The sequence below is a fragment of the Micromonospora reichwaldensis genome (assembly GCF_031845925.1).
GTDB lineage: Bacteria > Actinomycetota > Actinomycetes > Mycobacteriales > Micromonosporaceae > Micromonospora > Micromonospora reichwaldensis.
In genome coordinates this window covers 34,469-60,286 of sequence record NZ_JAVRFL010000024.1, presented here as the reverse complement: position 1 = coordinate 60,286, position 25,818 = coordinate 34,469, and the positions used below count along the sequence as shown (strand labels likewise).

The window sequence follows — 25,818 nt, the reverse complement described above, 5'->3', positions numbered from 1 at the left end:
AGCGCGAGGAGTGAGCCGGTCTTGCGAGCCCCGCAGTCGCGACCGGTTAGGCGCCGGCTCGCCGCGCTGCTCGTACCCGTGCTGCTGGCCGTCGCGGGGTGCACCGCCGGCACCGAGGAGAAGGACCCGGGCCCCACCGACCGGCAGAAGGCCGCCGCCAGCCGGCCGTCGCCCTTCCAGGACTGCTCCGCCCTCGGTACGCCGCCCGCGTCCGCCGCACCCGCCGCCCCGGCCGGGGGCGGGGGCCAGGCGCTGCCCGAGCTGACCCTGAACTGCTTCACCGGCGGCGCCCCCGTCGCCCTGCGCGACCTGCGCGGCCCGGCGGTGATCAACGTCTGGGCGTCCTGGTGCCCGCCCTGCCGCAAGGAACTGCCCGCCTTCCAGCGGCTCAGCCAGCGGGCCGCCGGCCAGCTCCAGGTGGTCGGGGTCAACAACCAGGACGGTCGCGAGGCGGCCCAGGCCATCGGCGAGGACTTCGGCGTCCGCTTCCCGGTGCTGGTCGACCAGGGTGAGCGCCTGAAGCGGGAGCTGAACCGCAAGGCCATCCCCCTGACCGTCTTCGTCGACGGGCAGGGCCGCATCCGGCACGTCGACTCCAGCGGTGCCCTCGACGACGCCCGGCTGGCGGACCTGGTCCGCCAGCACCTCGGCGTGACGGTGCCGGCATGAGCCGTCCGGCACGCGCGACGGGGCGCGGGGGTGCGGGCACGGGCCACCGGCGGGGGACGGGGGTGCGGGCGTGAGCCGGCGTCCGCCGGGCTGGTTCGACCCGCTGCTGACCCGGCTCGGCAGCGCGCGCAGCGAGGACTTCACCCGGCTGGTCACCCCGGAGAGCGGGGGGCGGGAGAGCGCGGTGCTGGTGCTGCTCGGCGAGGAGCCCGGCGCCGGCCCGGACGTGCTGATCCTCCAGCGGGCGGCCACCCTGCGTAACCACGCCGGCCAACCCGCCTTCCCCGGCGGCGCGGCCGACCCGGAGGACGCCGACGCCCGGGCGACCGCGCTGCGCGAGGCGAACGAGGAGGTCGGCCTCGACCCGACCAGCGTGACCGTCCTGGCCGAGCTGCCGAAGCTCTGGATCCCGGTCAGCGACTTCGTGGTGACCCCGGTGCTCGCCTGGTGGCACGCGCCGCACCCGGTGCACCCCCGGGAGCCGGCCGAGGTGGCGCACGTGGCCCGGCTGCCGGTCGCCGAGCTGGTCGATCCGGCGAACCGGATGCGGGTCCGCCACCCGAGCGGCTGGATCGGCCCGGCCTTCTCGGCGCGCGGGATGCTGGTCTGGGGCTTCACCGCCGGGGTGCTGGCCGCCCTGCTCGACATGGGCGGCTGGGCCCGGCCGTGGCCCCGCGACCGGGTCGTGGACCTGCCGCCGACCGGGGCCACCCCGGCGCCCTCGGCCGGCACCGACGCGGTCGACGAGACCCCGGTGCGCTGACCGGACGGTCACCTTCCGCAAGCGATGGTCATCCCGCGAGCCCGGTGCCCGTACGCTTGACGCGTGTCCGCCGTGGATGTCGTACTGCTGCTGCTCATGCTCGTGTTCGCGATCAGCGGATACCGCCAGGGCTTCGTCATCGGGGTGCTGTCGTTCTCCGGCTTCTTCCTGGGCGCGCTGGTGGGCCTCCAGCTGGGGCCGCTGCTGGCACAGCAGTTCGTCGACAGCGGCACCCGGGTGCTGATCTCCCTGGTGGCGATCTTCGGGCTGGCGGTGGTCGGCCAGGCGCTCGCCGGCTGGATCGGTTCGCACCTGCGCAAGACGATCACCAATGACGTCGCCAAGCGGGTCGACGACGTCGGCGGGGCGTTCGTCTCGCTCTTCGCCGTCCTGCTGGTCGCCTGGCTCGTCGCGGTGCCGCTCGGCTCGTCGTCGCTGCCCTGGCTGGCCTCCTCGGTGCGCAACAGCGCGCTGCTCACCGTGGTCGACCGGGTCCTGCCCGACCAGGCGCAGCAGCTCTCCACGGCGCTGCGGGACACCGTCGACACCAACGGCTTCCCCGACGTCTTCGGCGACCTGGCACCCACCCGCGCCCGTCAGGTGTCCCCGCCGGATCCGGCGCTCGCCGGCTCCCAGGTGGTGGTCAACAGCCAGCGTTCGGTGGTAAAGGTGCTGGGCTCCGCCCCGAGCTGCTCGCGCCGGATCGAGGGCTCCGGCTTCGTCTACGCCGACGACCGGGTGATGACCAACGCGCACGTCGTCGCCGGGACCCGGTCCACCGTCGTCGAGCTGAACGGCGACCGGTACGACAGCAAGGTGGTCGTCTACGACCCCGACCGGGACCTGGCCGTGCTGCACGTGCCCGGGCTGCCCGGCCCGTCGATGCGGTTCGCCGCCGGCAACGCGGGCAGCGGCGCGGACGCGATCGTGCTGGGCTTCCCGCTCGACGGACCGTACAACGCCCAGTCCGCGCGGATCCGGGACGTCGACCGGATCACCGGGCCCGACATCTACTCCGGCGGCAACGTGACCCGGGAGGTCTACACGATCCGGGCGCTCGTGCAGAGCGGCAACTCCGGGGGCCCGCTGGTCTCGTCGAACGGGCTGGTGCTCGGGGTGATCTTCGCGGCGGCGGCCGACGATCCGAACACCGGCTTCGCGGTGACCGCGGCCGAGGCCCGTCCCGTCGCCCTCGCCGGCGCCGAGCGCACCCGCGCCGTCGGCACCGGCGAGTGCACCTGACCGGTCAGCTCCCCGTACCCGCCGCCGGCCCGCGACCCGTGGGCGGCGCCGGGCGGCCGGGCGGGTCGGCCCGCCAGACGGTGAGGGCGGCGGCGGTCGCGGCCACCACGGCCACGCCGAGCAGCCAGCCGGCCAGCACGTCGCTGGTCCAGTGCACGCCGAGGGCCACCCGGCTGAACCCGGTCACCAGAGCGAGCAGCAGGGCGGCCGTCCACACCGCCCGGCGCCCGGCCGGCCGGGCGTACGGGAGGAACACCACCAGCAGCACCCCGGCGGCGAGGGCGGCGTTGAGCGCGTGCCCGGACGGGAAGGCCAGGCCGGGCGCCTCGGCCACCGGGTCCGGCAGGTCCGGCCGGGGCCGGCCGACGAGCAGCTTGAGCAGCGGGCTGAGCAGGCCGCCGACAGTCATGGTGACGGCCACCCAGACCGCCAGCTGCCGGGCACCCCGGCGGACCAGCCAGAGGACCAGGACGAGGGCGCCGACGCGCAGCGGCATCGGGGCGAACACATCGGTCCAGAGGGTCATCAGGCGTACCCACGCCGGGTGGTCGGCGGCGTAGCCGACCAGCGCGTCGGTGACCGTCGTGTCCAGCCGGCGCAGCGGGGACCAGTCTCCCAGGACCAGGACGGCCAGCAGCGTGAACGGCACCGCCACCAGGAACGCGGCCGCCGCGGCGAGGGTCAGCCGCAGGCCCCGGGCGTGGTCCGGGTGCAGGCGGCGGCCCCGCCACGAGGAGCGCGGCGGGGCGGCGAGGGTACGCGGGCCGGACGGGCTCATGACAGTGGTCCTACCCGGGACGCGGCCCGGTCAGACCCGTTCGGGGGCGTCCACCCGGGGCCGCTTTGCCCGCGCGGGGCGACGGCGGTTCCTCCCGGCAGGGCGACGACGACCGGGCCGGCCGTTCAGGGCGCCGGCGGGCGACGCCAGGTCCCGGTGGCGCGCCGGGGCGAGGCCAGCGGGGTCCACTGGCGGAAGCGGCGCACCATCAACGCCGCCCCGGTCAGCAGGGCGACGAAGAACGCGGCCCCGGTCCACAGCTGCTCCGGCGTGGTCTCCTCCTGCGCGCCCGCCGGCTGCGCCGCCCACCGGGACTGCTGGCGCGGCACCGTGAAGCCGCGCGGGTCGCCGCCGACCCCCGCGACGTCGGGCTGCGCCGCCCCCGGGGCCGGGCCGAACCCGACCACGCCCGGCGAGGACTGGTCGTCCAGCGGGTTGCGGCCCACGGGGCTCACCTCGGCGTCGAGCGCGGCGACCGGGTCGACCATGCCGTACCCGAAACGGTCGTCCCGGCCGGTGGGGCCGATGTCGCGGGCGGTGGCGAGCAGCCGGTTGACGACGTCGCCGGCGGGCATCTCCGGGTAGCGGGCCCGCACCAGCGCGGCGGTGGCGGCGACCAGCGGCGCCGCGAAGCTGGTGCCCTGCACCCGCCAGTAGCCGCCCGGCCGGGCCCCGACCAGGCCGGTAGCGGGGGCGGTGAGCACGGTGGCCCGCCCGGTGATCGAACCTGACCAGAGGTTGTCGCTGTCGCGCTCCGACCCGGCGACCGCGATGACGCCCGGCTCGCGGGCCGGGTACCAGACCTTCGCGTTGGACGAGTTGCCCAGGTTGCCGGTGCAGGCGACCACGACGACGTCCCGGGCGAAGGCGTAGTCGAGGGCCGCCGCCAGGGCGGGGCTGTCGCCGCTGCCGCCGAGGGACAGGTTGATCACGCGGGCGCCGTTGTCGACGGCCCAGCGCACGCCCTTCGCGACGATCAGGGCGTCGTCGTAGCGGTTCTCGGCGTCGAGGACGCGCACCGGGAGGATCCGGGCGTCCGGCGCCAGGCCGACGGCCCCCCGCGCGTCGTCGTTGCGGCCGGCGATCAGCCCGGCCACGGTGGTGCCGTGGCCGACCGGATCGGGGTCGCCGGCGGCGCCCCGGGGCGCGACCAGGTCGAGGCCCGGCAGCACCTGGCCGGCCAGGTCGGGGTGGGCGGCGTCCACGCCGGAGTCGATCACCGCGACGGTGACCCCCCGCCCGGTCGAGCTGCGCCACGCGGTCTTCGCCTGCAACACGTCGAGCTGCCACTGCTCGTCGCGGACCTGGTCGGGGCGGTTCTTGCTGTCGGGCGCCGCGAGCGCCACCGGGACGATGGCGGCCGGCGGGTCGAGGACCGGCCGGGCGGCGGGCTGCGGAGGGGCGGCGTCGGCCGCCGTGACCGGACCCGCGACCGACACGACGGCGGCCGCCAGACCGAGCAACGTACGTCCGGCGATCCGCCGAGCCGCTGGCGGACAGCTGTGCCGCACGGTCGTCACATCCTCAGGGATTCATCGCGACGCAAACATGACGATCGGAGATTACCGGTTCCTCGCCGCCTTGCGGGGCGTTCCCGGGACACCGGTCACGGCGGCGGCAGATGGGCCAACTGGACGAGGCGTACGCCCTCGCGCCGGGTGACCAGCCGGCCGCGCCCCGGGGGCAGCGGACCGGGCCGGACCGGGCCGACCAGTGCCCCCTCCTCCGGGCTGCCCGCCATCACCAGCCCCGAGGTGGACAGTTCGCGCAGGCGCTGCACGAGCGGCTCGTACTGGGCCCGTCCGGCGCCGCCCGAGCGGCGGGCGAGCACCAGGTGCAGCCCGACGTCCCGGGCGTGCGGCAGGTGCTCCTCCAGGGCGCGCAGCGGGTTGGACGGCCCGCCGGCGACCAGGTCGTAGTCGTCGACCAGCACGAACAGCTCCGGCCCGGACCACCACGACCGCTGCCGCAGCTGCGCGGGCGTGACGTCGGGCCCGGGCACCCGCCCCGCCATGTAGCCGGCGGCGGACTCGACCAGGTCGGTGGTGTGCGCCGCGGCGGAGCCGTAGCCGATCAGGTGCGGCGACGCCGACTCGGTCAGGTCCACCAGGCTGCGGCGGTAGTCGACCAGGATGACCCGGGCCTGCTCCGGGGTGAACCGGGTCATGATCGAGGTGGCCAGCGCGCGCAGGAACGACGACTTGCCGCACTCGGCGTCGCCGAAGACCACGAAGTGCGGCTCGGTGCCGAAGTCCAGCACCACCGGGCGCAGGTCCGCCTCGGCGATCCCCACCGGGATGCCCAGCCCGGTGGCCGCGGCCAGGTCCAGTTCGGCGTACGGGAGCACCGGCGGGAGCAGCCGCACCGGGGGCGCGACCGGGCCGGCCCAGCCCCCGGCGGACTGCTTGACCAGATCCGTGGTGTCCCCGCCCGAGGCGGCGAGCTGCGGCAGCGCGGTGAGGAAGTGCAGGCTCTCCGCCGTGACGCCCCGGCCGGGGGTCTTCTCCGGCACGTTCGCCGCCGCCCGGCGGGCCACCAGCGAGTCGGCCGGGTCGCCGAGGCACAGCTCCAGACGGGAACCGAAGAGGTCCCGGATCGCCGGCCGGAAGTCCAGCCAACGCACCGCCGTCGCCACCACGTGCACCCCGTACGACAGCCCCCGGGTGGCCAGGTCGGTGATGAGGGGCTCCAGGTCGTCGTACTCGCCGCGCAGCGTGGCCCAGCCGTCCACCACCAGGAACACGTCGCCGAACGGGTCGGCCCCGGGCTGACCGGTGCCCGCGAGCGCGGCCCGGCGCTGCCGCCAGGCGGCCATCGACTCCACGCCCAGCTCGGCGAAGCGCTGTTCCCGGTCGACAAGCAGGGTCGCGATCTCGCCGACCGTACGCCGGACGGCCGTCGGGTCGGCGCGGCCGGTGACCCCGCCGACGTGCGGCAGGTCGCGCAGCGCGGCCAGCCCGCCGCCGCCGAAGTCGAGGCAGTAGACCTGCACCTCGGTCGGGGTGTGGGTGAGCGCCAGGGCGCACATCAGCGTGCGCAGCGCGGTCGACTTGCCGCTCTGCGGGCCGCCGACCACCGCGACGTGGCCGGCGGCGCCGTCCAGCGCCAGCCAGAGCGCGTCGCGGCGCTGCTCGAAGGGCCTGTCGACGACCGCGACCGGCACCTGGAGCGCGCCGTGCAGCTCCGGGTTGCCGAAGGTGAGACCGCGCGCCGGGTCCACGCCGACCGGCCCGAGCAGCTCGTCCAGCGCGGGCGCCCGGCCGAGCGGGGGCAGCCAGACCTGGTGGGCGGGCGGCCCCTGCCCGGCGAGCCGGTCGACCATCAGGTCCAGCAGGCTCTCCGTGCCGCCTTCGTCGGCCGTCGCGGGCAGGGCGGGCGGCCCGACCGGCTCCGGCGTGGGCACGAGGTGGGTGGAGAAGGCGAGCAGGCGCGGTGCCCCGGTGCCGCCCGCGCCGGGCGCCGCACCGCGCCGGCGCAGCGCCCCCGAGACGTACGCGGCCTTGAACCGCACCAGCGGCTCGGTGCCGAAGCGCAGGTAGCCGTGGCCGGGGGAGCGGGGCAGCTCGTGCGCGTCCGGCACCCCGAGCACCGTGCGGGACTCCAGCGCCGAGAAGGTCCGCAGCCCGATCCGGTACGACAGGTGGGTGTCGAGTCCGCGCAGCCGGCCCTCTTCCAACCGCTGGCTCGCCAGCAGCAGGTGCACGCCGAGCGACCGGCCCAGCCGGCCGATCTGCACGAACAGGTCGATGAAGTCGGGCTTGGCCGAGAGCAGCTCGGAGAACTCGTCGCAGATCAGCAGCAGCGACGGCAGCGGGGCGAGCGGGGTGCCGGCGGCCCGGGCCCGCTCGTAGTCGCGCAGGCTGGCGAAGTTGCCGGCCCGGCGCAGCAGCTCCTGGCGGCGGACCAGCTCGCCGTTGATGGCGTCGACCATCCGGTCGACCAGCGGCAGCGCGTCGGCCAGGTTGGTGATCACCGCGGCGGTGTGCGGCAGCCGGTCGAAGGAGGCGAAGGTCGCGCCGCCCTTGAAGTCGATCAGTACGAAGTTGAGCTGCTCCGAGCTGTGCGTGGCGGCCAGCCCGAGCACCAGGGTGCGCAGCAGCTCGGACTTGCCGGAGCCGGTCGCCCCGATCAGCAGGCCGTGCGGCCCCATCCCGTCCTGCGCCGACTCCTTCAGGTCCAGCTCGATGGCGCCGCCGTCGGTGCCCACCCCGATCGGCACCCGCAGCCGCTCCCGGGCGGACCGGGGCACCCACCCCTGCTCGGCGGTGAAGCTCTCCGGGTCGCCGAGACCGAGCAGCTCGGGCAGGCCCAGCTCCGCGCCCGGCGGGGCGTCCGGGCCGCGTGCCGCCGTGGCCAGCCGCAGCGGGGCCAGCCGCCGGGCGACGGCCTCCGCGTCGACGAGGTCCAGCCGGTCCGCCGTACCGACCTCGGCGTGCCCGTCCGCGGAGTGGGAGTGCAGCCGGCCTCCGCGCAGCTCCAGCAGCAGCGCGAACCGGTCCAGCAGGCGCGGCGGCGGGGTGTCCAGGTCGATGATCGTGACCGCGTCGATGCCGCCGTCGCCGGTCAGGTCGGTGGCCCCGGTCAGGTCGCCCCCGTCGAGCACCACCACCACGTGCGGGCCGTCGGTGGCCGGGCCGGCGGGGCTGAACCGGGACCGGCTGGCCAGCACCTCGTCCAGCAGCCCCTCCAGCTCGGCCCCCGCGCTGGTGACCAGCCGGACCGGGCCGAGCGCGTCGGTGCGGGTGGGGTGGTGGGCGTGCGGCAGCCACTTGACCCACTCCCAGGCGGCCCGCCGCTCCGGCCCGGCGCAGACGGCGACGATCAGCTCGTCCGGGGCGTGGAAGACCGCGAGCTGGGCGAGCATGGCCCGGGCCAGCGCCTGGGCGGCGGGTCCGTCGCCGTCGTGGGCCGGGCCGGCGGCCCGTACGAAGACGCGGGCGAAGCTGCGCAGCGAGAGCGCCACCGGCAGGTCGGGCACCACGGAGTACGCGTCCAGGAACCGGCGCAGCGAGCCGGCGGTCATCGGTTCCAGCTCCTCCAGCGGGCGGGTGACCGGGGGGACCAGCGGCGTGGCGAGGGTCTGCGGTCCGACGGCGACCCGGACCACCGCGAAGTCCGGGTCGGCGGGACGGCGTTCCCAGACCCGGTGGCTGTCGACGGTCGACCAGAGCCGCCCGGGATCCGGGTGCCGGTAGTAGAGCCCGGCGCGCTGCTGCCCGGCGGTCTGCCGGACCCGGCGCCGCAGCACGGTCAGGTGCCGCAGGTAGTCCCGCCGGGCGGCCATCATCTCCGACTTCTTCGGCGTGCCGGAGGCGCTGCCCCACGAGGTCACCAGCATGGCCAGCGAGGAGAGCCCGAACATCCCGCCGACCACGTACGAGTAGGCGCCCCCGCCGCGGCCGAACATCATCGCCATCGCCACGGTGCCGCCGAGCATGGGCAGCACCATGAGCAGCTGCTGCCAGCGCCCGCCGGCGACGGCGGGGATCTCCGGCGGCGCGTCCACCGGCAGCTCACCCACCGGGATCTCCGGCGCCGGTCGGCGGGGCGGCCGCTTGATGACGACAGTGGACACTCGACCTCCTGACAGCGCTCGGTAACCCGAGCCTGGCTCATGGTAGGTAAAGTCCTGTCGTCCGCGCAGCCACCAACCCCGCCGAACATGGAGATCAGTCGATGACGATCGGGCTGGCCCGGGTCACCATCAGCGCCCCCCAGCGGCGGGTCGACGTCGCACTGCCCGAGCAGGTGCCCCTGGCCGAGCTGCTGCCCGAGGTGCTGCGGCACGCCGGCGAGGGGCTCGCCGACGACGGCGAGCGGCACGGCGGCTGGGTGCTGCGGCGCACCGACGGCGCGGTGCTGACCACCGCCCAGGCCCTGCTGCCGCAGGGGGTCCGCGACGGCGAGGTGCTGCACCTCGTGCCGGCCCGCGCGCAGTGGCCCGAGCTGGAGTACGACGACGTGGTGGAGGCGATCGCCGACGGCGCCCGGCGGCGCGGCGGGGCGTGGTCACCCGCCGCCACCCGGGCCGCCGCCCTGGCCGGGGCCGCCGTGCCGCTGGCCGTCGGGCTGCTCGCCGTGGCGGCCGGCGGGCCGGCGTACGGGTCGGCCTGGCCGGCCGCCGCCGTGGTGGCGCTCCTGCTCACCCTCGCCGGGGTGGTGGCGTCCCGTGCCCACGCGGACGGGGCCACCGGCGCGACCCTGGGCGGCTACGCCCTGCCCTACGCGGCGGCGGCCGGCGCCCTGGCCGTCAGCTCCGGCGACCCGGTCGGGCCGGTCCCGGGGCTGCGCTGGGTCGGCGCGCCCGAGCTGCTCGCCGGGTCGGTGGCGCTGCTGCTGGTGGCGGTGCTCGGGCTGGTCGGCGTCGCCACCCGGCTGCGGGTCTTCGTGGCGGGCGCCACCGCCGGGTTCGTGGGCGCGCTGGCGGCCCTCGGCGGACTGCTGCTCAGCCCGGCCGGCACGGCGGCGGTCCTGCTCTGCGTGCTGGTCTTCGCCGTGGGGGCGGTGCCGCTGCTGGCCATCCGGCTCGGCAAGGTGCCGCTGCCCCCGATCACCCTGCCCACCGGCGAGCCGGGCGACGCCGACCGGGTCCGCGACCTGCCGGACCGGGACCGGGTCTACGCGGCGGTGGCCCGCACCGAGGAGATGCTCACGGGGATGCTGCTCGGGCACGCCGTGCTGGCGGTCGTCGCCGCGGTGGTGCTGGGCCTCTCCGGCGGGACGGCCGGCCGGCTGCTGGTGGCGGTGGCCGCGGCCGTGCTGCTGCTCCGCTCCCGGCTGTTCGTGTCCCTGCGCCACCGGGTGCCGACCGTCGCCGCCGGCCTCGCCGGGTACGCCGTGCTGGGCGCCGTGCTCGTCGACCGCTCCGGCCCGACCGGTCGCCTCGCGCTGGTCGTCGGCGGGCTGGCGCTGGCCCTCGTGGCGGTGGTCGCCGGCACCACGTACGCCCGCCGCCCGGTCTCCCCGTACGTCGGCCGGATCGCCGACCTGACCGACACCGCCCTGGTGGTGTCGGTGGTTCCCGTCGCCTGCGCGGTGCTCGACCTGTACGAACGGGCCCGGGGGCTGCTCGGCTGAGCGGCCCCCGGGCCCGTTCGGTGGTCAGTGCCGGGTCAGTGCGCGGACTCGCCGCGCGCCTCGGCGTCCCGGGCGCGCTGGTACGACGCCACGATCTCCGCCTCGGCCTCGATCCGCCCCACCCACGTGGCGCCCTCGACCGACTTGCCGGGCTCCAGGTCCTTGTAGACCTCGAAGAAGTGCTGGATCTCCAGCCGGTCGAACTCGCCGAGGTGGTGGATGTCGCGCAGGTGCTCCTGGCGCGGGTCCTCGTAGGGCACGCAGAGGACCTTGTCGTCGCCGCCCTTCTCGTCCGTCATCCGGAACATGCCGATGGTGCGGCACCGGATCAGGCAGCCCGGGAAGGTGGGCTCGGGGACCAGCACGAGCGCGTCCAGCGGGTCGCCGTCCTCGCCCAGTGTCCCCTCGATGAAGCCGTAGTCGGCCGGGTACTGCGTGGAGGTGAAGAGGGTACGGTCCAGCCGGATCCGGCCGGTCGCGTGGTCGACCTCGTACTTGTTGCGGTGACCCTTGGGGATCTCAACCGTCACGTCGAAATCCATCTGCACGCTCCCTCGTTTGCCCACGCTGGCCAACGGAAACCAGCGGCACGCCGCTCCCGCACGGGTGAATGCCCACCCGCGGGCTCCGGCCGCCGCATAGTGTTCGGACCGAAGTAGTGTCACCCAAGCAGATTTTCACGGGGCGAGGAGGGGGCCGTGGGGAGGGAAGATTCACACTACCGTCCGGATGCCGACGCTGGACGGGGTACCGGGGGATCTGCTTCCGGCGGGGCGACCGGGCGGTTCCCGGTGCCCGACGCCCACCTTCCCCATCCGCCCGCGTCCCCGGGCGACCCTGCCCTGACGCCGGTCCCGCCCCTGGGCAACGACGCCCCGGCCGGTCCCGGCGCCGCGACCGGTCCTGACGGCCCGACGGGTCCCGGAGGTCCGACGGCTCCCGGCGCCCCAGTCGGTCCCGGCGGTCCGGCCGGTCCGGGCGGCCCGACCGGCGCGACCGGCCCGGATCCCTCGTCGGGCTCGACCGACCTCTGGGCCGCCGCCGCGAACCGACCCGCCGGCGGTCCATCCGGCCCCGGTGGTCCGTCCGGCCCTGGCGGCGCGGGCGACCCCGCCGCGTCGCCCGCGCCGGCCTCCCGCCGCCGCCGGACCCTGCCCGTCGTGCTGGCCGCGGTGCTCGTGCTGGTGCTGGCCGCCGTCGGGATCGCCGTGGTCCGCCCGGGACCGGTGGCGGACTGGCTGGGCACCGAGCCCGCCGACCGGGGGGCCGCCGAAACGGCGACGGAGCCGGCGCCCGTGGCGGTGCTGGCCGGCGCGGACGCGAACGCCCCGATGCCCACCCCCGAGGGCGTACGCGCCGCGCTCGCCCCGCTCGTCGGCGTGCCCGCACTCGGCGACCGGGTCCACGTCTCGGTGGCCGACGTGACCACCGGGCAGCCGCTCTTCGGCCGGGGCGAGGACGACGGCACGGTGCCCGCCTCGGTGACCAAGCTGGTCACCGGCGTCACGGTGCTCGCCGCGCGTGGTCCGGCGTACCGCATCCCGACCCGGGCGGTGGCCGGCGCGACCCCGGGCGAGGTGGTGATCGTCGGCGGCGGGGACCCCACGCTGGCGGTCGACAAGAACGGCTTCTACCCGGGCGCGGCCCGGCTGGACGACCTCGCCGGCCAGGTGCGCGACGCCCTCGGCGGCACGAAGCCGACGAAGGTGACGGTCGACTCGTCGCTCTACTCCGGTCCGCTCTTCGAGCCGGGCTGGGACGACGACATCCCCACCGGCGGCTACGGCGGGGCCATCACGGCGCTGATGACCGACGGGGCCCGCAGCGACGTGAGCCGCGCGAAGAAGGACGAGGCGGCCGGCAACCACTGGGCCGAGCGGGTGTCCCAGCCCGACCTCGCGGCCGGCAGGGCCTTCGCCAGGCTGCTCGGCGTGCCGGCCGGCGCGGTCGCCCGCGGCACCGCCCCCGCCGGCTCCACCCCCGCCGCCGACGCGGGCACCACCCCCGCAGCGGCCCAGGGACCCGGCGCGGAGCTGGGCAGGGTGGAGTCGCTGCCGATGGTCCGGCTGGTCGACATCATGATCAGCGACAGCGACAACATCGTCGCCGAGGCGCTGGCCCGGCAGGTCGCGTCGGCCCGCAACCAGCCCGCCTCGTTCGCCGGCGCCGGGGCGGCGATGGACGCCGTGGCCGGGGAACTCGGCCTGCCGGCCGACGAACTCACCCTCGCCGACGGCAGTGGCCTGTCGCGCAGCAACCGGATCAGCCCCTCGCTGCTCACCGACCTGATCGCGCTCGCCGGCGACGGCAGCCGCCCCGAGCTGGCCGCGATCTTCGGCGGCCTGCCCGTCGCCGACTGGTCCGGCACCCTCGCCGACCGCTACGAGACGGCGGCGACGAAGGCCGGTGCCGGGGTGGTCCGGGCCAAGACCGGAACGTTGACCAAGGTGCACGCGGTCGCCGGCCTGGTCAGCACGGCTGACGGGCGGCTGCTCACCTTCGCCGTGCTCACCGACGCGGTGCCCCCCGACGGGCTGACGGCCGCCCGGGGAGCGCTGGACCGGATCGGCGCCGCCCTGGCCGGCTGCGGCTGCCGCTGACCGCCGTCGGGCGCGACGGGCGACGCGTGCCGGCCTGAGCGGGACCGGCGTCACGTAGTGCCGGGGCCGGACGGGGACCGCGTCGGGCGGGACGGGCGTCGATCGCCGGGCGCGAGCCCGGGCCGGGGTGTCGCGGCGCGGGTACGGTGGGGTGCATGGCGCAGTTCGTGGACTGGGATCTGGCCGCCGCGACCGCGGGGGCGCTGAGCAAGTCGGGCCCCCGGGTTTCGTACACGGAGGCCACCGACGTGGTCAGTGACCTGCGGCGGTTGACCGACGAGGCGGCGGGGCACGTCGCGGACTACACGGGCCTCCGCTCGCAGGTGTCGCACCCGCCGGTGCGGGTGGTGGACCGGCGGGACTGGGCGGCGACCAACATCGCCGGGCTGCGCGAGGTGATCACCCCCCTGGTTGGCCGGCTCACCAAGGACAAGCAGCCGGGCGCGCTGACCGAGGCGATCGGCTCCCGGGTCACCGGCGTGCAGGCCGGCACCGTGCTGGCCTACCTCTCCGGCCGGGTCCTCGGCCAGTACGAGGTCTTCTCCGCCGACCCGGGGCAGTTGCTGCTGGTCGCGCCGAACATCGTCGAGGTGGAGCGCAAGCTCGGGGCCGACCCGCGCGACTTCCGGCTCTGGGTCTGCCTGCACGAGGTGACCCACCGCACCCAGTTCACCGCCGTGCCGTGGATGCGGGCGTACTTCCTCAGCGAGGTGCAGGCCTTCGTGGACGCGTCGTCCAGCGGCGGCGAGCACCTGCTGGAGCGGCTGCGCCGGGGCGTCGCCACGCTCTCGGACGCGGTGAAGGACCCGGAGAGCCGCACGAGCGTGCTGGACATCGTCCAGACCCCGGGGCAGCGGGCCGTACTGGACCGGCTCACCGCCCTGATGACCCTGCTGGAGGGGCACGCCGAGTTCGTCATGGACGGCGTCGGCCCGCAGGTCGTCCCGAGCGTGGATCGGATCCGGGCGGCGTTCAACCGGCGCCGGGAGGCCGGCAACCCGCTGGAGAAGGCCATCCGCCGGCTGCTCGGCATCGAGGTCAAGATGCGCCAGTACGCCGAGGGCCGCAAGTTCGTGCACGGCGTCGTCGACCGGGTCGGCATGGCGCGCTTCAACAAGATCTTCGACTCGCCGCTCACCCTGCCCCGGCTGGAGGAACTCGGCGACCCGGACGCCTGGGTGGCGCGGGTGCACGGGCCGGTAGGCCCGGCCCCGACCGCCGGCTGACCGTACGCCCGTGGCCGCGCTCGCCCCGCCGGTGGCCGCGATCCGGGTCGCGGTCCGCCGGGCGCTGGCCGACCTGCCGCCCGGGGGTCCGGTGCTGGTCGCCTGCTCGGGCGGCGCGGACTCGCTCGCGCTGGCCGCCGCCACCGCGTTCGTGGCGCCCCGGCTGGGTCGCGCCGCCGGCCTGGTGACGGTCGACCACGGTCTCCAGGAGGGCTCGGCGCGGCGGGCCGCGGCGGTGGTGACCTGGGCCCGCGAGGTCGGCCTGGCCCCGGTCGAGTCGGTGCGGGTGGAGGTGGCCGGGCGACCGGGCGGACCCGAGGCGGCTGCCCGGGAGGCGCGCTACCTGGCGCTCGTCGAGGTGGCCGGCCGGCTCGGGGCGACGGCCCTGCTCACCGGGCACACCCGCGACGACCAGGCGGAGACCGTGCTGCTCGCGCTCGCCCGGGGCGCCGGCCCGCGCGGGCTGGCCGGGATGCCCGCCCGGCGGGACCTCGGCGGGGTGCCGCTGCTGCGCCCGCTGCTGGAGGTCGGCCGGGAGCAGACCCGCACGGCGTGCGCGGTGCTCGGGCTGAACGCCTGGGAGGACCCGCACAACGCCGATCCGTCGTACGCCCGGGCCCGGGTCCGGGCCGACCTGCTGCCCGCCCTGGTCCGCGCGCTCGGGCCGGGGGTGCTGGACAACCTGGCCCGGACCGCCCGGCTGGTGGCGGCGGACAACGCCGTTCTCGACGAGTTGGCCGACGCCGCGCTGGTCGACGTCCGCCATCCCGACGGGGGGCTCGCGGTGCGGGCGCTGGCCGAGCTCCCGCCGGCGGTACGCGGCCGGGTCCTGCACGTCTGGGCCCGGGAGCTGGGCGCCCCGCCCGCCGCCCTGTCGCACCGGCACGTGGCCGCGCTGGACACGCTGGTCACCGGCTGGCGTGGGCAGGGGGCGGCGCACCTGCCGGGCGGGCTGCGGGTGCTGCGCCGCGACGGCCGGCTCGCCGCCATCGGCCCCCGCTGATCCGCTCCGCCGGACGGTGACCCCGTGGCCCCGGCGCCGGTCCGTCGGCCCGGGGCCCGGTCCCGGGGCCGCGGGATCAGCCGGGAGGCGGTAGACATGGCGCATGGCGTACCCCCGACAGCCGCTCTTCGCGCCGCACGGCGCGGTGGCGACGAGCCAGCCGCTGGCCGCGGCGGCCGGCCTGGCCGTGCTGCGACGCGGCGGCAACGCCGTCGACGCGGCCCTCGCCACCGCGATCACCCTGACCGTGGTGCAGCCTCCGTCCAACGACATCGGCGGCGACCTGTTCGCGATCGTCTGGGACGGCGAGCGGCTGCACGGCCTCAACGCCTCCGGCCGGTCCCCGGCAGCCCTGACCCGCGAGCTGGTGCTCGCCGCGACCGGGGGGCGCGGCGCGGCCCCGGTCGACGCCCTGGGCGGCGCGCAGCGGGCCGGGCCGGCGATGCCCGCCCGGGGCTGGCTGCCGGTGACCGTCCCCGGTGCCCCGGCCGGCTGGCGCGACCTGCACGACCGGTTCGGCTCGCTGCCCTTCGCGGATCTCTTCGCCGACGCGATCGGCTACGCCGAGCACGGTCACCCGGTCTCCCCCGGCGTGTCGGGGATCTGGTCGCGGGCGCTCGCCGCGCCCGGCCCGACCGGCGCGGAGTTCGCCGAGTTCGACCGCGTGTTCGCGCCCGGCGGCCGGGCGCCCCGGGCCGGGGAGCGCTGGCGCAACCCGGACGCGGCGCGGACCCTGCGGCTGATCGCCGACACCGGGGCGGAGGACTTCTACCGGGGCGGGATCGCGGAGGCGCTGGCCGCGCACGCGGCCCGCACCGGCGGCCTGCTTACCGGCGACGACCTGGCCCGACACGCCTCGACGTGGGTGACCCCCGTGTCCGCCCGCTACCGGGGCCACGAGGTCTGGGAGCTGCCGCCCAACGGGCAGGGCCTGGCGGCGCTGCTGGCGCTGCACATCCTCGACGGGGCCGACCTCGCCGGGCTGCCGCTCGCCGAGCGGCTGCACCGGCAGATCGAGGCGATGAAGCTCGGCTTCGCCGACGCGCACGCCCACGTCGCCGACCCGGAGCGGGTGCCGGTGCCGACGGAGGCGCTGCTCTCGCCGGCGTACGCGGCGGCCCGCCGCGCGCTGATCACCGAGCGGGCCGGGGAGCCGACGGCCGGCGATCCGGAGCGCGGCGGCACGGTCTATCTCTGCACCGCCGACGCCGGCGGCATGATGGTCAGCCTGATCCAGTCGACCTACCTGGCGTTCGGCTCCCGCGTGGTGCTGCCCGGGCACGGCTTCGCCCTGCAGAACCGGGGGCTCGGGTTCCGGCTCGACCCCGCCCACCCCAACGTGGTGGGGCCGGCCAAGCGGCCGTACCACACGATCATTCCCGGCTTCCTGACCCGGGACGGGCGGCCGGTGGGCCCGTTCGGGGTGATGGGCGGGCACATGCAGCCGCAGGGGCACGTGCAGCTGCTCTCGGCGACCCTGGACGGCGGGCTCGACCCGCAGGCGGCGCTGGACGCGCCGCGCTGGTACTGGCACGCCGGCCGGTCGGTGCTGGTCGAGTCGGAGCTGGTCGCCACCGCCGAGGGGCGGGCCGCGGTCGACGAGCTGCGGGCCCGGGGGCACGAGATCGCCGTCGCGGAGGAGCCGGGGGTCTTCGGGCACGGGCAGGCGATCTGGCGGCTGCCCGACGGCGGCTACGCGGTCGGCTCGGAGCCCCGGGTGGGCGGTGGGATGCTCGGCTGGTGACGGGAGCCCCGGGCGCGCCGTCGGTGCCGCGGTCCGACGTCGCGGGGCCGGGGATCAGGCCTCCACGCGTTCCCGGAAGGTCGTCCGGTAGGTGTGCGGGGTGGCGCCGACCCGGCGGGCGAAGTGGTGCCGCAGCGCCGCCGAGTCGCCGAAGCCGGCCCGGTCGGCGACGGCCTCGACGCTGAGCCCGGTCTCCTCCAGCAGCCGCCGGGCCAGCAGCACCCGCTGGTTGGTCAGCCAGTCGTGCGGCGTGGTGCCGGTTTCGGCGCGGAACCGCCGGGCGAACGTGCGCGGCGACATCTCCGCCCGCGCGGCCAGCTCGTCGACGGTGACCGGGCGGTCCAGGTGCCCCATCAGCCATTCCAGCACCGGCTCCAGCGTGGGCGCCTCGGGGGTCTCGGGGATGGGCGCCTCGATGTACTGCGCCTGCCCGCCGTCGCGGTGCGGGGGCACCACCATCCGGCGGGCCAGCCGGGTGGCCGTCGCCGAGCCGTGCTCCTGGCGGATCAGGTGCAGGCAGGCGTCGATGCCGGCGGCCGTGCCGGCGCTGGTGAGCAGCCGGCCGTCCTGCACGTAGAGCGAGTTGCAACGGACCCTGGCGGTCGGGTGGCGGCGTTGCAGCTCGTCGACGTACCGCCAGTGGGTGGTGCACTCCCGGCCGTCGAGCAGGCCGGCCTCGCCCAGCACGAAAGCGCCGGAGCAGACACTGAAGACGTACGCCCCCCGGTCGGCGGCGCGCCGCAGCGCGGCGAGCACCGTGGCGGGCACGACGGTGCCGTGGTGGGCCGGGACGGCGACCAGATCGGCCTCCTCCATCGGGCCGAGGTCGGCGTGCGGGGTCAGGTGGAAGCCCGACGAGGTGCGCACCGGGGCCCCGTCGGGGCTGCACACGTGGAAGCGGTGGTCGGGGAACCCGTCGGCGGTGCGGTCGGTCCCGAAGACCTCGGCGAGGACCCCGAGCTCGAACGTGGCGACCTGGTCCAGGGCGAGGACGGCGACCGATCTGAGCATGTGACGAGGGTAACCGCACGGGTGGCAGGAAATCGAGGGTGCGTGGCATTCCTGCCACTGTCCGGGTGGCGGTGGCCGGCGGAGACTGGTTCCAGTCCGGTGCGCACCGGCGGCGAAACCGACAGCAACCATGCGAAAGCGAGCGCCGCCATGGAGATCTTCCTCTTCCTCTTCTTCTTCGTCCTCCTCGCCCTGGCCTCGGCCGCCGGCCTCACCGCCGACAGCCGGGACTCGGCCGACTGGAAGCCGTCCGACGACGGTCGCCGCTGGCGGTCGCGTGCCTGCTGAGGTGGTTCGCGGCCTTCGTCAGGATTCATCCCAGGTGGGACCGCGCCCAAAAGGGGCGGCCCCGCCGACGGAGGCCATCCGGCGTACGGCAGGCTAGGAGCCATGGCTGACGGCTCCTGGTACGACGCCGACATCGACCACGTGATCATCTCCGAGGCGCAGATCCGCGAGAAGACCGCGGAACTCGCCAAGCAGGTCTCGGCGGACTACGCCGACGTCGATGACGGGCTCCTGCTGGTCTGCGTCCTCAAGGGCGCGGTGATGTTCATGGCCGACTTCGCCCGGGCGCTGGGCCGCAGCGGGCCGCCCGCCGAGCTGGACTTCATGGCCATCTCCTCCTACGGCCAGGGCACCACCTCCTCCGGGGTGGTCCGCATCCTCAAGGACCTCGACCGGGACATCGCCGGCCGGCACGTGGTCGTGGTCGAGGACATCGTCGACTCCGGCCTGACCCTGTCCTGGCTGCTGCGCTACCTGGAGTCCCGCTCGGCCGCGAGCGTCGAGGTGGTCGCGCTGTTCCGCAAGCCGGACGCGGTCAAGGTGCCGGTGCCGGTGAAGTACGTCGGCTTCGACATTCCGACCGAGTTCGTCGTCGGCTACGGCCTCGACTTCGGCGAGCGCTACCGCGAGCTGCCCTACGTCGGGGTGCTCAAGCCCGAGGTGTACGCCCGGACCTGAGCCTCGCCGGGGCCGGTCACATCGGCGCCGGTCGAGCGGACGTTCAGCGGGCTCTCAGCGATTCGGACTACGGTAGAGGCCGGTGGCGTGGAGGCTCCCTCCACGCCCGACCCCTCGAACCGCGGGACCGGGCGGACGGGAGGCCGGGCGCGGAGCTCCCGTCACGCCGGCTGGACCCGGTTCGCCCTACGCGTAATTGTTGGGCTCGCAAGCGCGCTCCACGCGCGCACGATGATCGGATCGTGCGCGATCGCGGGGTTCGCAAGCTCGCTCGGTGCGCGCACAGCTGTTCCCTTTGTGCGTGACTGCGGGGCTCGCAAGCTCACTCCTCGCGTGCACGGTGTACCGTCGAATGACCGCGGCGCGGCAGTTTTCGTGCCTCGGGGTCGAGCCGGCCCGCACGGCGGCTCCGGCCGCCGCCACAGGCGGCGACACCATCAGACGGTCAGGACGTCGATCAGGAGGATGCGGGCGCCTCGGCGCTCGACAACAGCATGGAACGTACGCGTTTCTTCCGCCGACCGGTGGTCTGGATCATCCTGGTCATCCTCGGCGCCGTTGTGCTCAGTCAACTGTTCACCGCTGGTCCCAGCTACCACCGGGTGGACACTTCCATTGCGCTCGACCAGCTCAACAAGGGCGGCATCGACAAGGTCGTCTTCCAGGACAAGGAGCAGACGCTCCGGCTCGACCTGAAGGACAAGGCCAAGTTCGGTGACACCGACACCGACCGGATCGAGGCGCAGTTCCCCTACGAGGTCGGCGACGAGGTCTGGAACGAGGTCCTCGAGGCCAAGGCGAACAACCGGGTCACCGGCCCGGCCAACGTCGAGGTGTCGTCCGACAGCATCTGGGTGAGCCTGCTGGTCAACCTGCTCCCGATCGCCCTGCTGGTGCTCCTGCTGCTCTTCTTCATGTCGCAGATGCAGGGCGGCGGCTCCCGGGTGCTCAACTTCGGCAAGTCCAAGGCGAAGATGATCACCAAGGACACGCCGAAGACCACGTTCGCGGACGTGGCCGGCGCCGAGGAGGCCGTCGAGGAGCTGCACGAGATCAAGGACTTCCTGCAGAACCCGGCGAAGTACCAGGCTCTGGGCGCCAAGATCCCGAAGGGCGTCCTGCTCTTCGGCCCGCCCGGCACCGGTAAGACGCTGCTGGCCCGCGCCGTCGCCGGCGAGGCCGGGGTGCCCTTCTACTCGATCTCCGGCTCGGACTTCGTGGAGATGTTCGTCGGTGTCGGCGCCAGCCGGGTCCGCGACCTCTTCGAGCAGGCCAAGGCGAACGCCCCGGCCATCGTCTTCGTCGACGAGATCGACGCCGTCGGCCGCCACCGCGGCGCCGGCATGGGCGGCGGTCACGACGAGCGCGAGCAGACCCTCAACCAGCTGCTCGTCGAGATGGACGGCTTCGACACCAAGGGCGGGGTCATCCTGATCGCCGCCACCAACCGCCCGGACATCCTCGACCCGGCGCTGCTGCGCCCGGGCCGCTTCGACCGGCAGATCCCGGTGGACGCCCCCGACATGGAGGGCCGCAAGGCGATCCTGCGGGTGCACGCCAAGGGCAAGCCGTTCACCCCCGACGTCGACCTCGACGCGGTGGCCCGGCGCACCCCGGGCTTCAGCGGTGCCGACCTGGCGAACGTGATCAACGAGTCCGCGCTGCTCACCGCCCGCAAGGACCAGCGGGCGATCAGCAACGACTCCCTTGAGGAGTCGATCGACCGGGTGATCGCCGGTCCGCAGCGCCGCACCCGGGTGATGAGCGACCAGGAGAAGAAGATCACCGCGTACCACGAGGGTGGGCACGCGCTGGTTGCCTGGGCGCTGCCGCACGCCGCGCCGGTGCACAAGGTGACGATCCTGTCCCGCGGTCGGTCGCTGGGCCACACCCTGGTCCTGCCCACCGAGGACAAGTACACCCAGACCCGCGCCGAGATGGTCGACACCCTGGCGTACGCGCTGGGTGGCCGGGCCGCCGAGGAGCTGGTCTTCCACGAGCCGACCACCGGCGCCGGCAACGACATCGAGAAGGCCACCCAGCTGGCCCGCGCGATGATCACGCAGTACGGCATGAGCTCCAAGCTCGGTGCGATCAAGTACGGCACCAGCGGCGACGAGCCGTTCCTCGGCCGCAACATGGGCCACGAGCGGGACTACTCCGACGTCGTCGCCGCCGAGATCGACGGCGAGATGCGGGCCCTGATCGAGCTGGCCCACGACGAGGCCTGGGAGATCCTGGTGGAATACCGGGACGTCCTGGACAACATCGTGCTGGAGCTGATGGAGAAGGAGACCCTCTCCACCGCCGACATGGCCCGGATCTGCGCCCGGGTGGCCAAGCGGCCGCCGATGGCGCCGTACAACGGCTTCGGCAAGCGCCAGCCCTCCACCGAGCCGCCCGTGCTCACGCCGGCGGAGAAGGACGCGCTCAAGGTGCAGGCCCAGGCCGACGGCGCCCAGGCGACGGTGGGCGGCGGCACCTCGAACAACTCCAACAACTCGGACGGTACGCACTGAGCACGGACCCGACGGCCAGTTCCCGGGAGAACCGGGAACTGGCCGTCTCCGCGACCGAGCCGGACGGCGACGACACCCTCGACTACGTCGCCGCGCGCCTGATCAGCGGCAAGCTCACCGGTCGGCCCGTCGAGGAGACCATGGACCTCGGGCGGATCGAGAAGGCGGTCCGCGAGATCCTCATCGCCGTCGGGGAGGACCCGGACCGCGACGGGCTCCAGCAGACGCCGGCCCGGGTCGCCCGGGCGTACGCCGAACTCTTCGCCGGCCTCCGGGTCGACCCGGCCCAGGTCCTCAGCACCACCTTCGAGGCCAACCACGAGGAGCTGGTGCTCGTCCGGGACATCGACGTGATGAGCCTGTGCGAGCACCACCTGCTGCCGTTCCGGGGCAGTGCCCACATCGGCTACATCCCGGGGCCGGACGGCCGGATCACCGGCCTGTCGAAGCTGGCCCGGCTGGTCGAGGTCTTCGCCCGTCGGCCGCAGGTCCAGGAGCGGCTCACCTCGCAGATCGCCGACCTGCTGATGGAGCGGCTCGCGCCGCGCGGCGTGGTGGTGGTGCTCGAATGCGAGCACATGTGCATGGCGATGCGCGGCATCCAGAAGTCGGGTGCCAAGACCATCACCTCGGCCGTACGGGGCACCCTCCAGCGCGACGCCAAGTCGCGCGCCGAGGCGATGGCGCTGATCATCCACCGCTGACCGCGACAGACCGGCCGGCCGACCCGGGTAGAGGTTCGGCCGGCCGTCGGCGCGTCAGCCCGCCGACGTGGGTCTGGCAGGCGGAGGTCTGGGAGGCGCGGGTGTGAGGCGCGGGCCCGGAAGGCGTGGGCTCGGGGGGCGCGGGTCTGTGAGGCGGCCCGGGAGGCGCGGGTCTGTGAGCGGGCCCGGGAGGCGGGGCGCCGCTCAGCCGGCCAGCATCGCAAGCAACAGGCCCGCGCTGACCAGCACCGCCGGGATCAGGCACACCAGGGCGCCGAGCCGGGCCGTGCGCTCCACCCGGCCGCCCGCCGGCGGCGGAAAGAGCCGCCCGACGCCGATCCAGCCCGCCACGAACGCCACCGCCGGCATCGGCAGCCCGCAGACCAACGCGGCCACGCTCGCCGCCCCGGTGCCGGTCGCCACGAACAACACCAGCTGGATCGCCGGCACCAGCAGCGCCAGCGGCCCGTACACCAGCAGGTTCCGCAGGCGCGGCGGCCAGGCGGCCAGCCGGGGCAGCCCCCGCGCGGCGAGCGTCGCGTCCGCGGCGTCCGCCCGGCCCCGGGCGGCGCGCAGAGCGGCCAGCACCGCCGCCGGCCCGCCCGCCATCGCCCGGGCCGCCTCGGTCAGCTCCGGCGGCGTCGGGACCAGCGAGATCGGCGGTACGCCCCGCTCGTGCAGCCGGGCCTCCTGCGACGCCAGCCGGGTGCGTACGGCGGTCAACTCCTCGCGGGCGGCCTGCACCGACCGGGCCTGCTCGCCGGCGGCGGTGGCCGCGTCGCGGCGTACCCCGTCGAGCTGGCGGGCGGCGGCGAGGTACTCGGTCCACGCGGTGCGCACCGGGTCGACGCCCCCGGCGCTCTCCGCCTGCCCGGCGGTGTCGGTGCGTTCCGGCGTCGGATCGGCGCCGGAACGCTGCCGCCCCGGCGCGGCGTGCCCCGCCGTGGTCCGTGCCCCGCCACGGGTCATCCGGGCTCCCCCTCCTCGCCGAACGGGACCAGCACGGTGCCCTGCTCGCCGGGACCGTCCCAGAGCACCGCCCGGCCGGGGCGGGGCCGCCACTGCACCTGGCGTCCGAAGACCGACGTCAGCTGCGCACCCGGCAGGTCCACGACGGCCACGGCGGCGAGCTTGTCCACCTCGCCCTCGGGTTCGAGCAGCGCCGCGAACGACGGCACCGTCCGCCAGCGGCCCAGCAGGTGGCGGCCGGCGGGCGGCCCCTCCCGCAGCAGCGCGCGCAGCCGCTCCGGGGGCAGCTGCTCCGGGGTCGGTACGTCCAGCCCGAAGACCACCAGGTAGGCCGGCACGGCGTCGTCCACGGCGGCGAGCAGGCCGGCCAGGTCCACGCTGTCCACCGGGTGCCGCCCGGCCAGCTCGGCCGCCAACGCCTCGGCCACCGGCCGGCACTCCTCGTCCGGCGCGGCGAGCACGAAGCGGGCGGCCCCCGGCACGTGGTGCACCGCCACGCTGCGCGCCGCGGTGACCAGCAGCCGGGCCGCCTCCGGCCCGGGACCGAGTACGGCCAGGTTCCGCCCCGGGGCCGGCCCGAGCGACACCGCGACGGTGCTCCGGGGCACGTCCACCGCCCGGCCCAGCAGGGCGGCGGGACCGGGCGCCTGCCCGGCGAGCGCGGCCCGGTGCCGGGGATCGTTGCGCAGGAGCGGGCGGGCGTAGCCGGCGAAGACCACCGGCGGGGTGGCCCCCTCCGGGCGGGCCGACCAGAGCCGGTGCCGCAGCGCCTCCACCGTGTCGGGGTGGTCCTGCGGGTCCGGGAACCGGACCATCCGCTCGTGCCCCCGGATCGCGCCCCGGGGCCCACCGAGCCCGCCGGCGGTGTTCACCACCGCGCTGCCCACCGGCAGCCCGGCGGCAGAGTCGTTCGTCGGCTCCAGCACGGCGCCCCCACCGGGCAGCGCCACCCGCACCGGGAACTGCCCCAGCACCGAGTCCCGGTCCGTACGCGAGCCCAACCCCAGGTCGCCCTCGCCGGCCAGCACCAGGTGCACCCCGTACGCGCGCCCGGTGCGGGCCAGCGCATCCAGCCGGGCGCCGGCGTCGGCGGCCAGCCGGTCCCGCTCGGCGAAGAGCAACGGGAGGTTGTCGAGCACACACACGATCCGGGGCATGGCCCGGTGCTGCCGCAGCTCGGCGAAGCGCTGCCCGCCGGCCCGGCCACCCGCCTCCTCGCGCCGGCGCACCTCCGCCACCAGCTCGTCCAGCAGGCTCAGCACGTACTCCCGGTCGGCGGCCATCGCGGCGGCCCGCACCTGCGGGATCCACGACCGGTCCCGCTCGGTCTGAAGGAACTCCACGAAGGACTCGGCGTCGGCGAGATCCGCCAGGTAGAGAGCCAGCTCGTCGGGGCCGTACCTGGCGGTCAGGCCGAGCAGCGCGGTGGTGAGGAACGTGGAGCGACCCGTGCCCGAGCGGCCGCTGACCAGCCAGTGCGGCGTCAGCTCCGTGAAGCCGAGCGACACGGGACGGCCACCGGCATCCCCGACGGTCGTGGTCAGCCCGCCCACCCCGCTCGCCGTCCACAGCTCCTCGTCGGCCGCCGGCAGCAGGTCGGTCAGCGCCAGCCGGGAACCCGCCTCCACCTGCGCGGCCAGCCGATGGCAGACCGCATCGACGAGTTCGGCCGGCGGATCCGCCTCGATGAAGACCGGCGAGTTCAGCCCACCCGGCGGCTCGGCGCCCGGGCCGGCGAACGAACCGCCCGGCGGGTCACCCAGCAGCGCGTACGCGGTCCGGACCGCCAGCGTCGTCGCCCGCGGCAGCGGCTCCCGGTCGCCCGCCGGGGGCCAGCCCGCCACCACGAGGTGCAGCCCTGCGGACGGGCCCGGCTCGGCCAGGGCCTCGATCCGGGCCAGGTCGGTGGCGCCGGTCGACTCAGGCAGCGCGGCGATCACCAGCAGCAGCGTCCGGTCGTGCCGGCGTCGCCCGCTCGCCCCCGGGGTCACCCACTGCTCGGCCTCGGTGAGCACGGCCCGCAGCCCGGCCACGTCCACCGCCGGAGGCGGCAGCAGGCCCGCGTCCGCGAGCGGCGCGAACGGCGCGAGGGCCGAGCCGGTGGCGTCCACCGCGCGGACCAGCAGCGCCCCGGCAGGGGTCGCCGCCAGCAGCCGCAGCAGTACGCCCCGCAGCAGCCCCGCCACCCGGGGATCCCGGGCGTCCACGTCCACCGAGAGGTGACCTGTGCCGAGCAACGGCACCAGCGCGGGGAACCGGGCGTCGTCCAGCGGTGCCGCCGTACCGACCCGGACGAAGGGGGGCGGCCCCTCACCGGCCGGTGTGGTCGGTACCACCGTCTCCAGGGGAGCGCCCGCCCAGCCGGGAGCCAGCACCGCCGCCGCGGAACGGAGGCGGTCGGCCAGTTCGTACTGGCGGCGCTGGTCGGCGGGAACGGGCCGGGTGTCGTCGAGGATGCTCGCGGCGGCGGTCGCGGTGGCGGCGGCCCGCCGGTGCAGTGCGGCGGCGCGGTTGGTGCGTGCCTTCGGACCGGCCACCGCGTCCACC

At 75.8% G+C, this 25,818-nt stretch carries 19 protein-coding genes; 12 read left to right on the top strand and 7 right to left on the bottom strand.

Going from position 1 to position 25,818, the window contains the following annotated elements; all coding sequences use genetic code 11:
* The first annotated feature begins 21 nt into the window (after window positions 1–21).
* From RM555_RS20255 to RM555_RS20245, 3 genes are all read left to right on the top strand, one after another.
* Window positions 22–669: a TlpA family protein disulfide reductase gene (locus tag RM555_RS20255; protein WP_311413208.1), complete on the top strand. Its 648-nt coding sequence runs from the start codon at window positions 22–24 to the stop codon at window positions 667–669.
* Window positions 670–739: 70 nt separating this feature from the next.
* On the top strand, window positions 740–1,432 hold the full coding sequence (locus RM555_RS20250) for an NUDIX hydrolase (protein ID WP_311413207.1): 693 nt from the start codon (window positions 740–742) through the stop codon (window positions 1,430–1,432).
* Window positions 1,433–1,495: 63 nt separating this feature from the next.
* Window positions 1,496–2,674: a MarP family serine protease gene (locus tag RM555_RS20245; RefSeq protein WP_311413206.1), complete on the top strand. Its 1,179-nt coding sequence runs from the start codon at window positions 1,496–1,498 to the stop codon at window positions 2,672–2,674.
* Window positions 2,675–2,678: 4 nt separating this feature from the next.
* Here the strand turns inward: RM555_RS20245 and RM555_RS20240 are convergent, their stop codons facing one another.
* From RM555_RS20240 to eccCa, 3 genes are all read right to left on the bottom strand, one after another.
* Window positions 2,679–3,452, bottom strand: a complete 774-nt coding sequence (locus tag RM555_RS20240) for a phosphatase PAP2 family protein (protein WP_311413205.1) — start codon at window positions 3,450–3,452, stop codon at window positions 2,679–2,681.
* Window positions 3,453–3,577: 125 nt separating this feature from the next.
* Window positions 3,578–4,972, bottom strand: coding sequence for a type VII secretion-associated serine protease mycosin (mycP, locus tag RM555_RS20235; RefSeq protein WP_396888814.1), 1,395 nt, complete (start codon window positions 4,970–4,972; stop codon window positions 3,578–3,580).
* A gap of 86 nt (window positions 4,973–5,058) precedes the next feature.
* Window positions 5,059–9,027: a type VII secretion protein EccCa gene (eccCa, locus tag RM555_RS20230; protein WP_311413204.1), complete on the bottom strand. Its 3,969-nt coding sequence runs from the start codon at window positions 9,025–9,027 to the stop codon at window positions 5,059–5,061.
* 101 nt (window positions 9,028–9,128) lie between these two features.
* On the opposite strand from eccCa, the gene eccD reads away from it, so the two are divergent.
* On the top strand, window positions 9,129–10,529 hold the full coding sequence (eccD, locus tag RM555_RS20225; protein ID WP_311413203.1) for a type VII secretion integral membrane protein EccD: 1,401 nt from the start codon (window positions 9,129–9,131) through the stop codon (window positions 10,527–10,529).
* 35 nt (window positions 10,530–10,564) lie between these two features.
* Here eccD and RM555_RS20220 read toward each other — a convergent pair whose 3' ends face one another.
* Window positions 10,565–11,071 carry an inorganic diphosphatase gene (locus RM555_RS20220; RefSeq protein ID WP_091634882.1) on the bottom strand — a complete coding sequence of 169 codons (507 nt, stop codon included), beginning with the start codon at window positions 11,069–11,071 and terminating at the stop codon, window positions 10,565–10,567.
* 609 nt (window positions 11,072–11,680) lie between these two features.
* Here RM555_RS20220 and dacB point away from each other — a divergent pair.
* The 4 genes from dacB to RM555_RS20200 all read left to right on the top strand — a co-directional run bounded on the left by dacB (window position 11,681) and on the right by RM555_RS20200 (window position 17,102).
* Window positions 11,681–13,129: a D-alanyl-D-alanine carboxypeptidase/D-alanyl-D-alanine endopeptidase gene (dacB, locus tag RM555_RS20215; RefSeq protein WP_311413249.1), complete on the top strand. Its 1,449-nt coding sequence runs from the start codon at window positions 11,681–11,683 to the stop codon at window positions 13,127–13,129.
* A gap of 155 nt (window positions 13,130–13,284) precedes the next feature.
* Window positions 13,285–14,355 carry a zinc-dependent metalloprotease gene (locus tag RM555_RS20210; RefSeq protein ID WP_311413202.1) on the top strand — a complete coding sequence of 357 codons (1,071 nt, stop codon included), beginning with the start codon at window positions 13,285–13,287 and terminating at the stop codon, window positions 14,353–14,355.
* Window positions 14,356–14,365: 10 nt separating this feature from the next.
* The gene (gene tilS, locus RM555_RS20205) at window positions 14,366–15,358 is read left to right on the top strand and encodes a tRNA lysidine(34) synthetase TilS (protein ID WP_311413201.1); all 993 of its coding nucleotides are present in this window, start codon (window positions 14,366–14,368) and stop codon (window positions 15,356–15,358) included.
* Between the two features lie 103 nt (window positions 15,359–15,461).
* On the top strand, window positions 15,462–17,102 hold the full coding sequence (locus RM555_RS20200; RefSeq protein ID WP_311413200.1) for a gamma-glutamyltransferase family protein: 1,641 nt from the start codon (window positions 15,462–15,464) through the stop codon (window positions 17,100–17,102).
* A gap of 54 nt (window positions 17,103–17,156) precedes the next feature.
* Here the strand turns inward: RM555_RS20200 and RM555_RS20195 are convergent, their stop codons facing one another.
* Entirely contained in the window at window positions 17,157–18,113 is a 957-nt protein-coding gene (locus RM555_RS20195) for a GlxA family transcriptional regulator (protein ID WP_311413199.1), read from the bottom strand.
* A 150-nt stretch (window positions 18,114–18,263) separates the two neighbouring features.
* On the opposite strand from RM555_RS20195, the gene RM555_RS20190 reads away from it, so the two are divergent.
* The 4 genes from RM555_RS20190 (at window position 18,264) to folE (ending at window position 22,302) form a co-directional block, all read left to right on the top strand.
* Entirely contained in the window at window positions 18,264–18,401 is a 138-nt protein-coding gene (locus RM555_RS20190; RefSeq protein ID WP_311413198.1) for a hypothetical protein, read from the top strand.
* Between the two features lie 102 nt (window positions 18,402–18,503).
* Complete coding sequence (gene hpt, locus RM555_RS20185; protein WP_151455493.1) at window positions 18,504–19,079, top strand: hypoxanthine phosphoribosyltransferase; 576 nt, start codon at window positions 18,504–18,506, stop codon at window positions 19,077–19,079.
* 494 nt (window positions 19,080–19,573) lie between these two features.
* Complete coding sequence (ftsH, locus tag RM555_RS20180; RefSeq protein WP_132238612.1) at window positions 19,574–21,598, top strand: ATP-dependent zinc metalloprotease FtsH; 2,025 nt, start codon at window positions 19,574–19,576, stop codon at window positions 21,596–21,598.
* Between the two features lie 38 nt (window positions 21,599–21,636).
* Complete coding sequence (gene folE, locus RM555_RS20175; protein ID WP_311413248.1) at window positions 21,637–22,302, top strand: GTP cyclohydrolase I FolE; 666 nt, start codon at window positions 21,637–21,639, stop codon at window positions 22,300–22,302.
* A 204-nt stretch (window positions 22,303–22,506) separates the two neighbouring features.
* Here folE and RM555_RS20170 read toward each other — a convergent pair whose 3' ends face one another.
* Window positions 22,507–23,271, bottom strand: coding sequence for a hypothetical protein (locus tag RM555_RS20170; protein ID WP_311413197.1), 765 nt, complete (start codon window positions 23,269–23,271; stop codon window positions 22,507–22,509).
* Window positions 23,268–25,817 carry an FtsK/SpoIIIE domain-containing protein gene (locus RM555_RS20165; protein WP_311413196.1) on the bottom strand — a complete coding sequence of 850 codons (2,550 nt, stop codon included), beginning with the start codon at window positions 25,815–25,817 and terminating at the stop codon, window positions 23,268–23,270. The genes RM555_RS20170 and RM555_RS20165 overlap by 4 nt, the downstream gene beginning before the upstream one ends.
* Window position 25,818 lies beyond the last annotated feature (1 nt).

What these genes read in the sequence shown, in the direction of transcription:
- RM555_RS20240 (WP_311413205.1), bottom strand. Translation starts at nt 3,452, where the DNA reads ATGAGCCCGTCCGGCCCGCGTACCCTCGCCGCCCCGCCGCGCTCCTCG.
- eccD (WP_311413203.1), top strand. Translation starts at nt 9,129, where the DNA reads ATGACGATCGGGCTGGCCCGGGTCACCATCAGCGCCCCCCAGCGGCGG.
- RM555_RS20220 (WP_091634882.1), bottom strand. Translation starts at nt 11,071, where the DNA reads ATGGATTTCGACGTGACGGTTGAGATCCCCAAGGGTCACCGCAACAAG.
- RM555_RS20210 (WP_311413202.1), top strand. Translation starts at nt 13,285, where the DNA reads ATGGCGCAGTTCGTGGACTGGGATCTGGCCGCCGCGACCGCGGGGGCG.
- RM555_RS20200 (WP_311413200.1), top strand. Translation starts at nt 15,462, where the DNA reads ATGGCGTACCCCCGACAGCCGCTCTTCGCGCCGCACGGCGCGGTGGCG.
- RM555_RS20195 (WP_311413199.1), bottom strand. Translation starts at nt 18,113, where the DNA reads ATGCTCAGATCGGTCGCCGTCCTCGCCCTGGACCAGGTCGCCACGTTC.
- RM555_RS20190 (WP_311413198.1), top strand. Translation starts at nt 18,264, where the DNA reads ATGGAGATCTTCCTCTTCCTCTTCTTCTTCGTCCTCCTCGCCCTGGCC.
- hpt (WP_151455493.1), top strand. Translation starts at nt 18,504, where the DNA reads ATGGCTGACGGCTCCTGGTACGACGCCGACATCGACCACGTGATCATC.
- ftsH (WP_132238612.1), top strand. Translation starts at nt 19,574, where the DNA reads ATGGAACGTACGCGTTTCTTCCGCCGACCGGTGGTCTGGATCATCCTG.
- RM555_RS20170 (WP_311413197.1), bottom strand. Translation starts at nt 23,271, where the DNA reads ATGACCCGTGGCGGGGCACGGACCACGGCGGGGCACGCCGCGCCGGGG.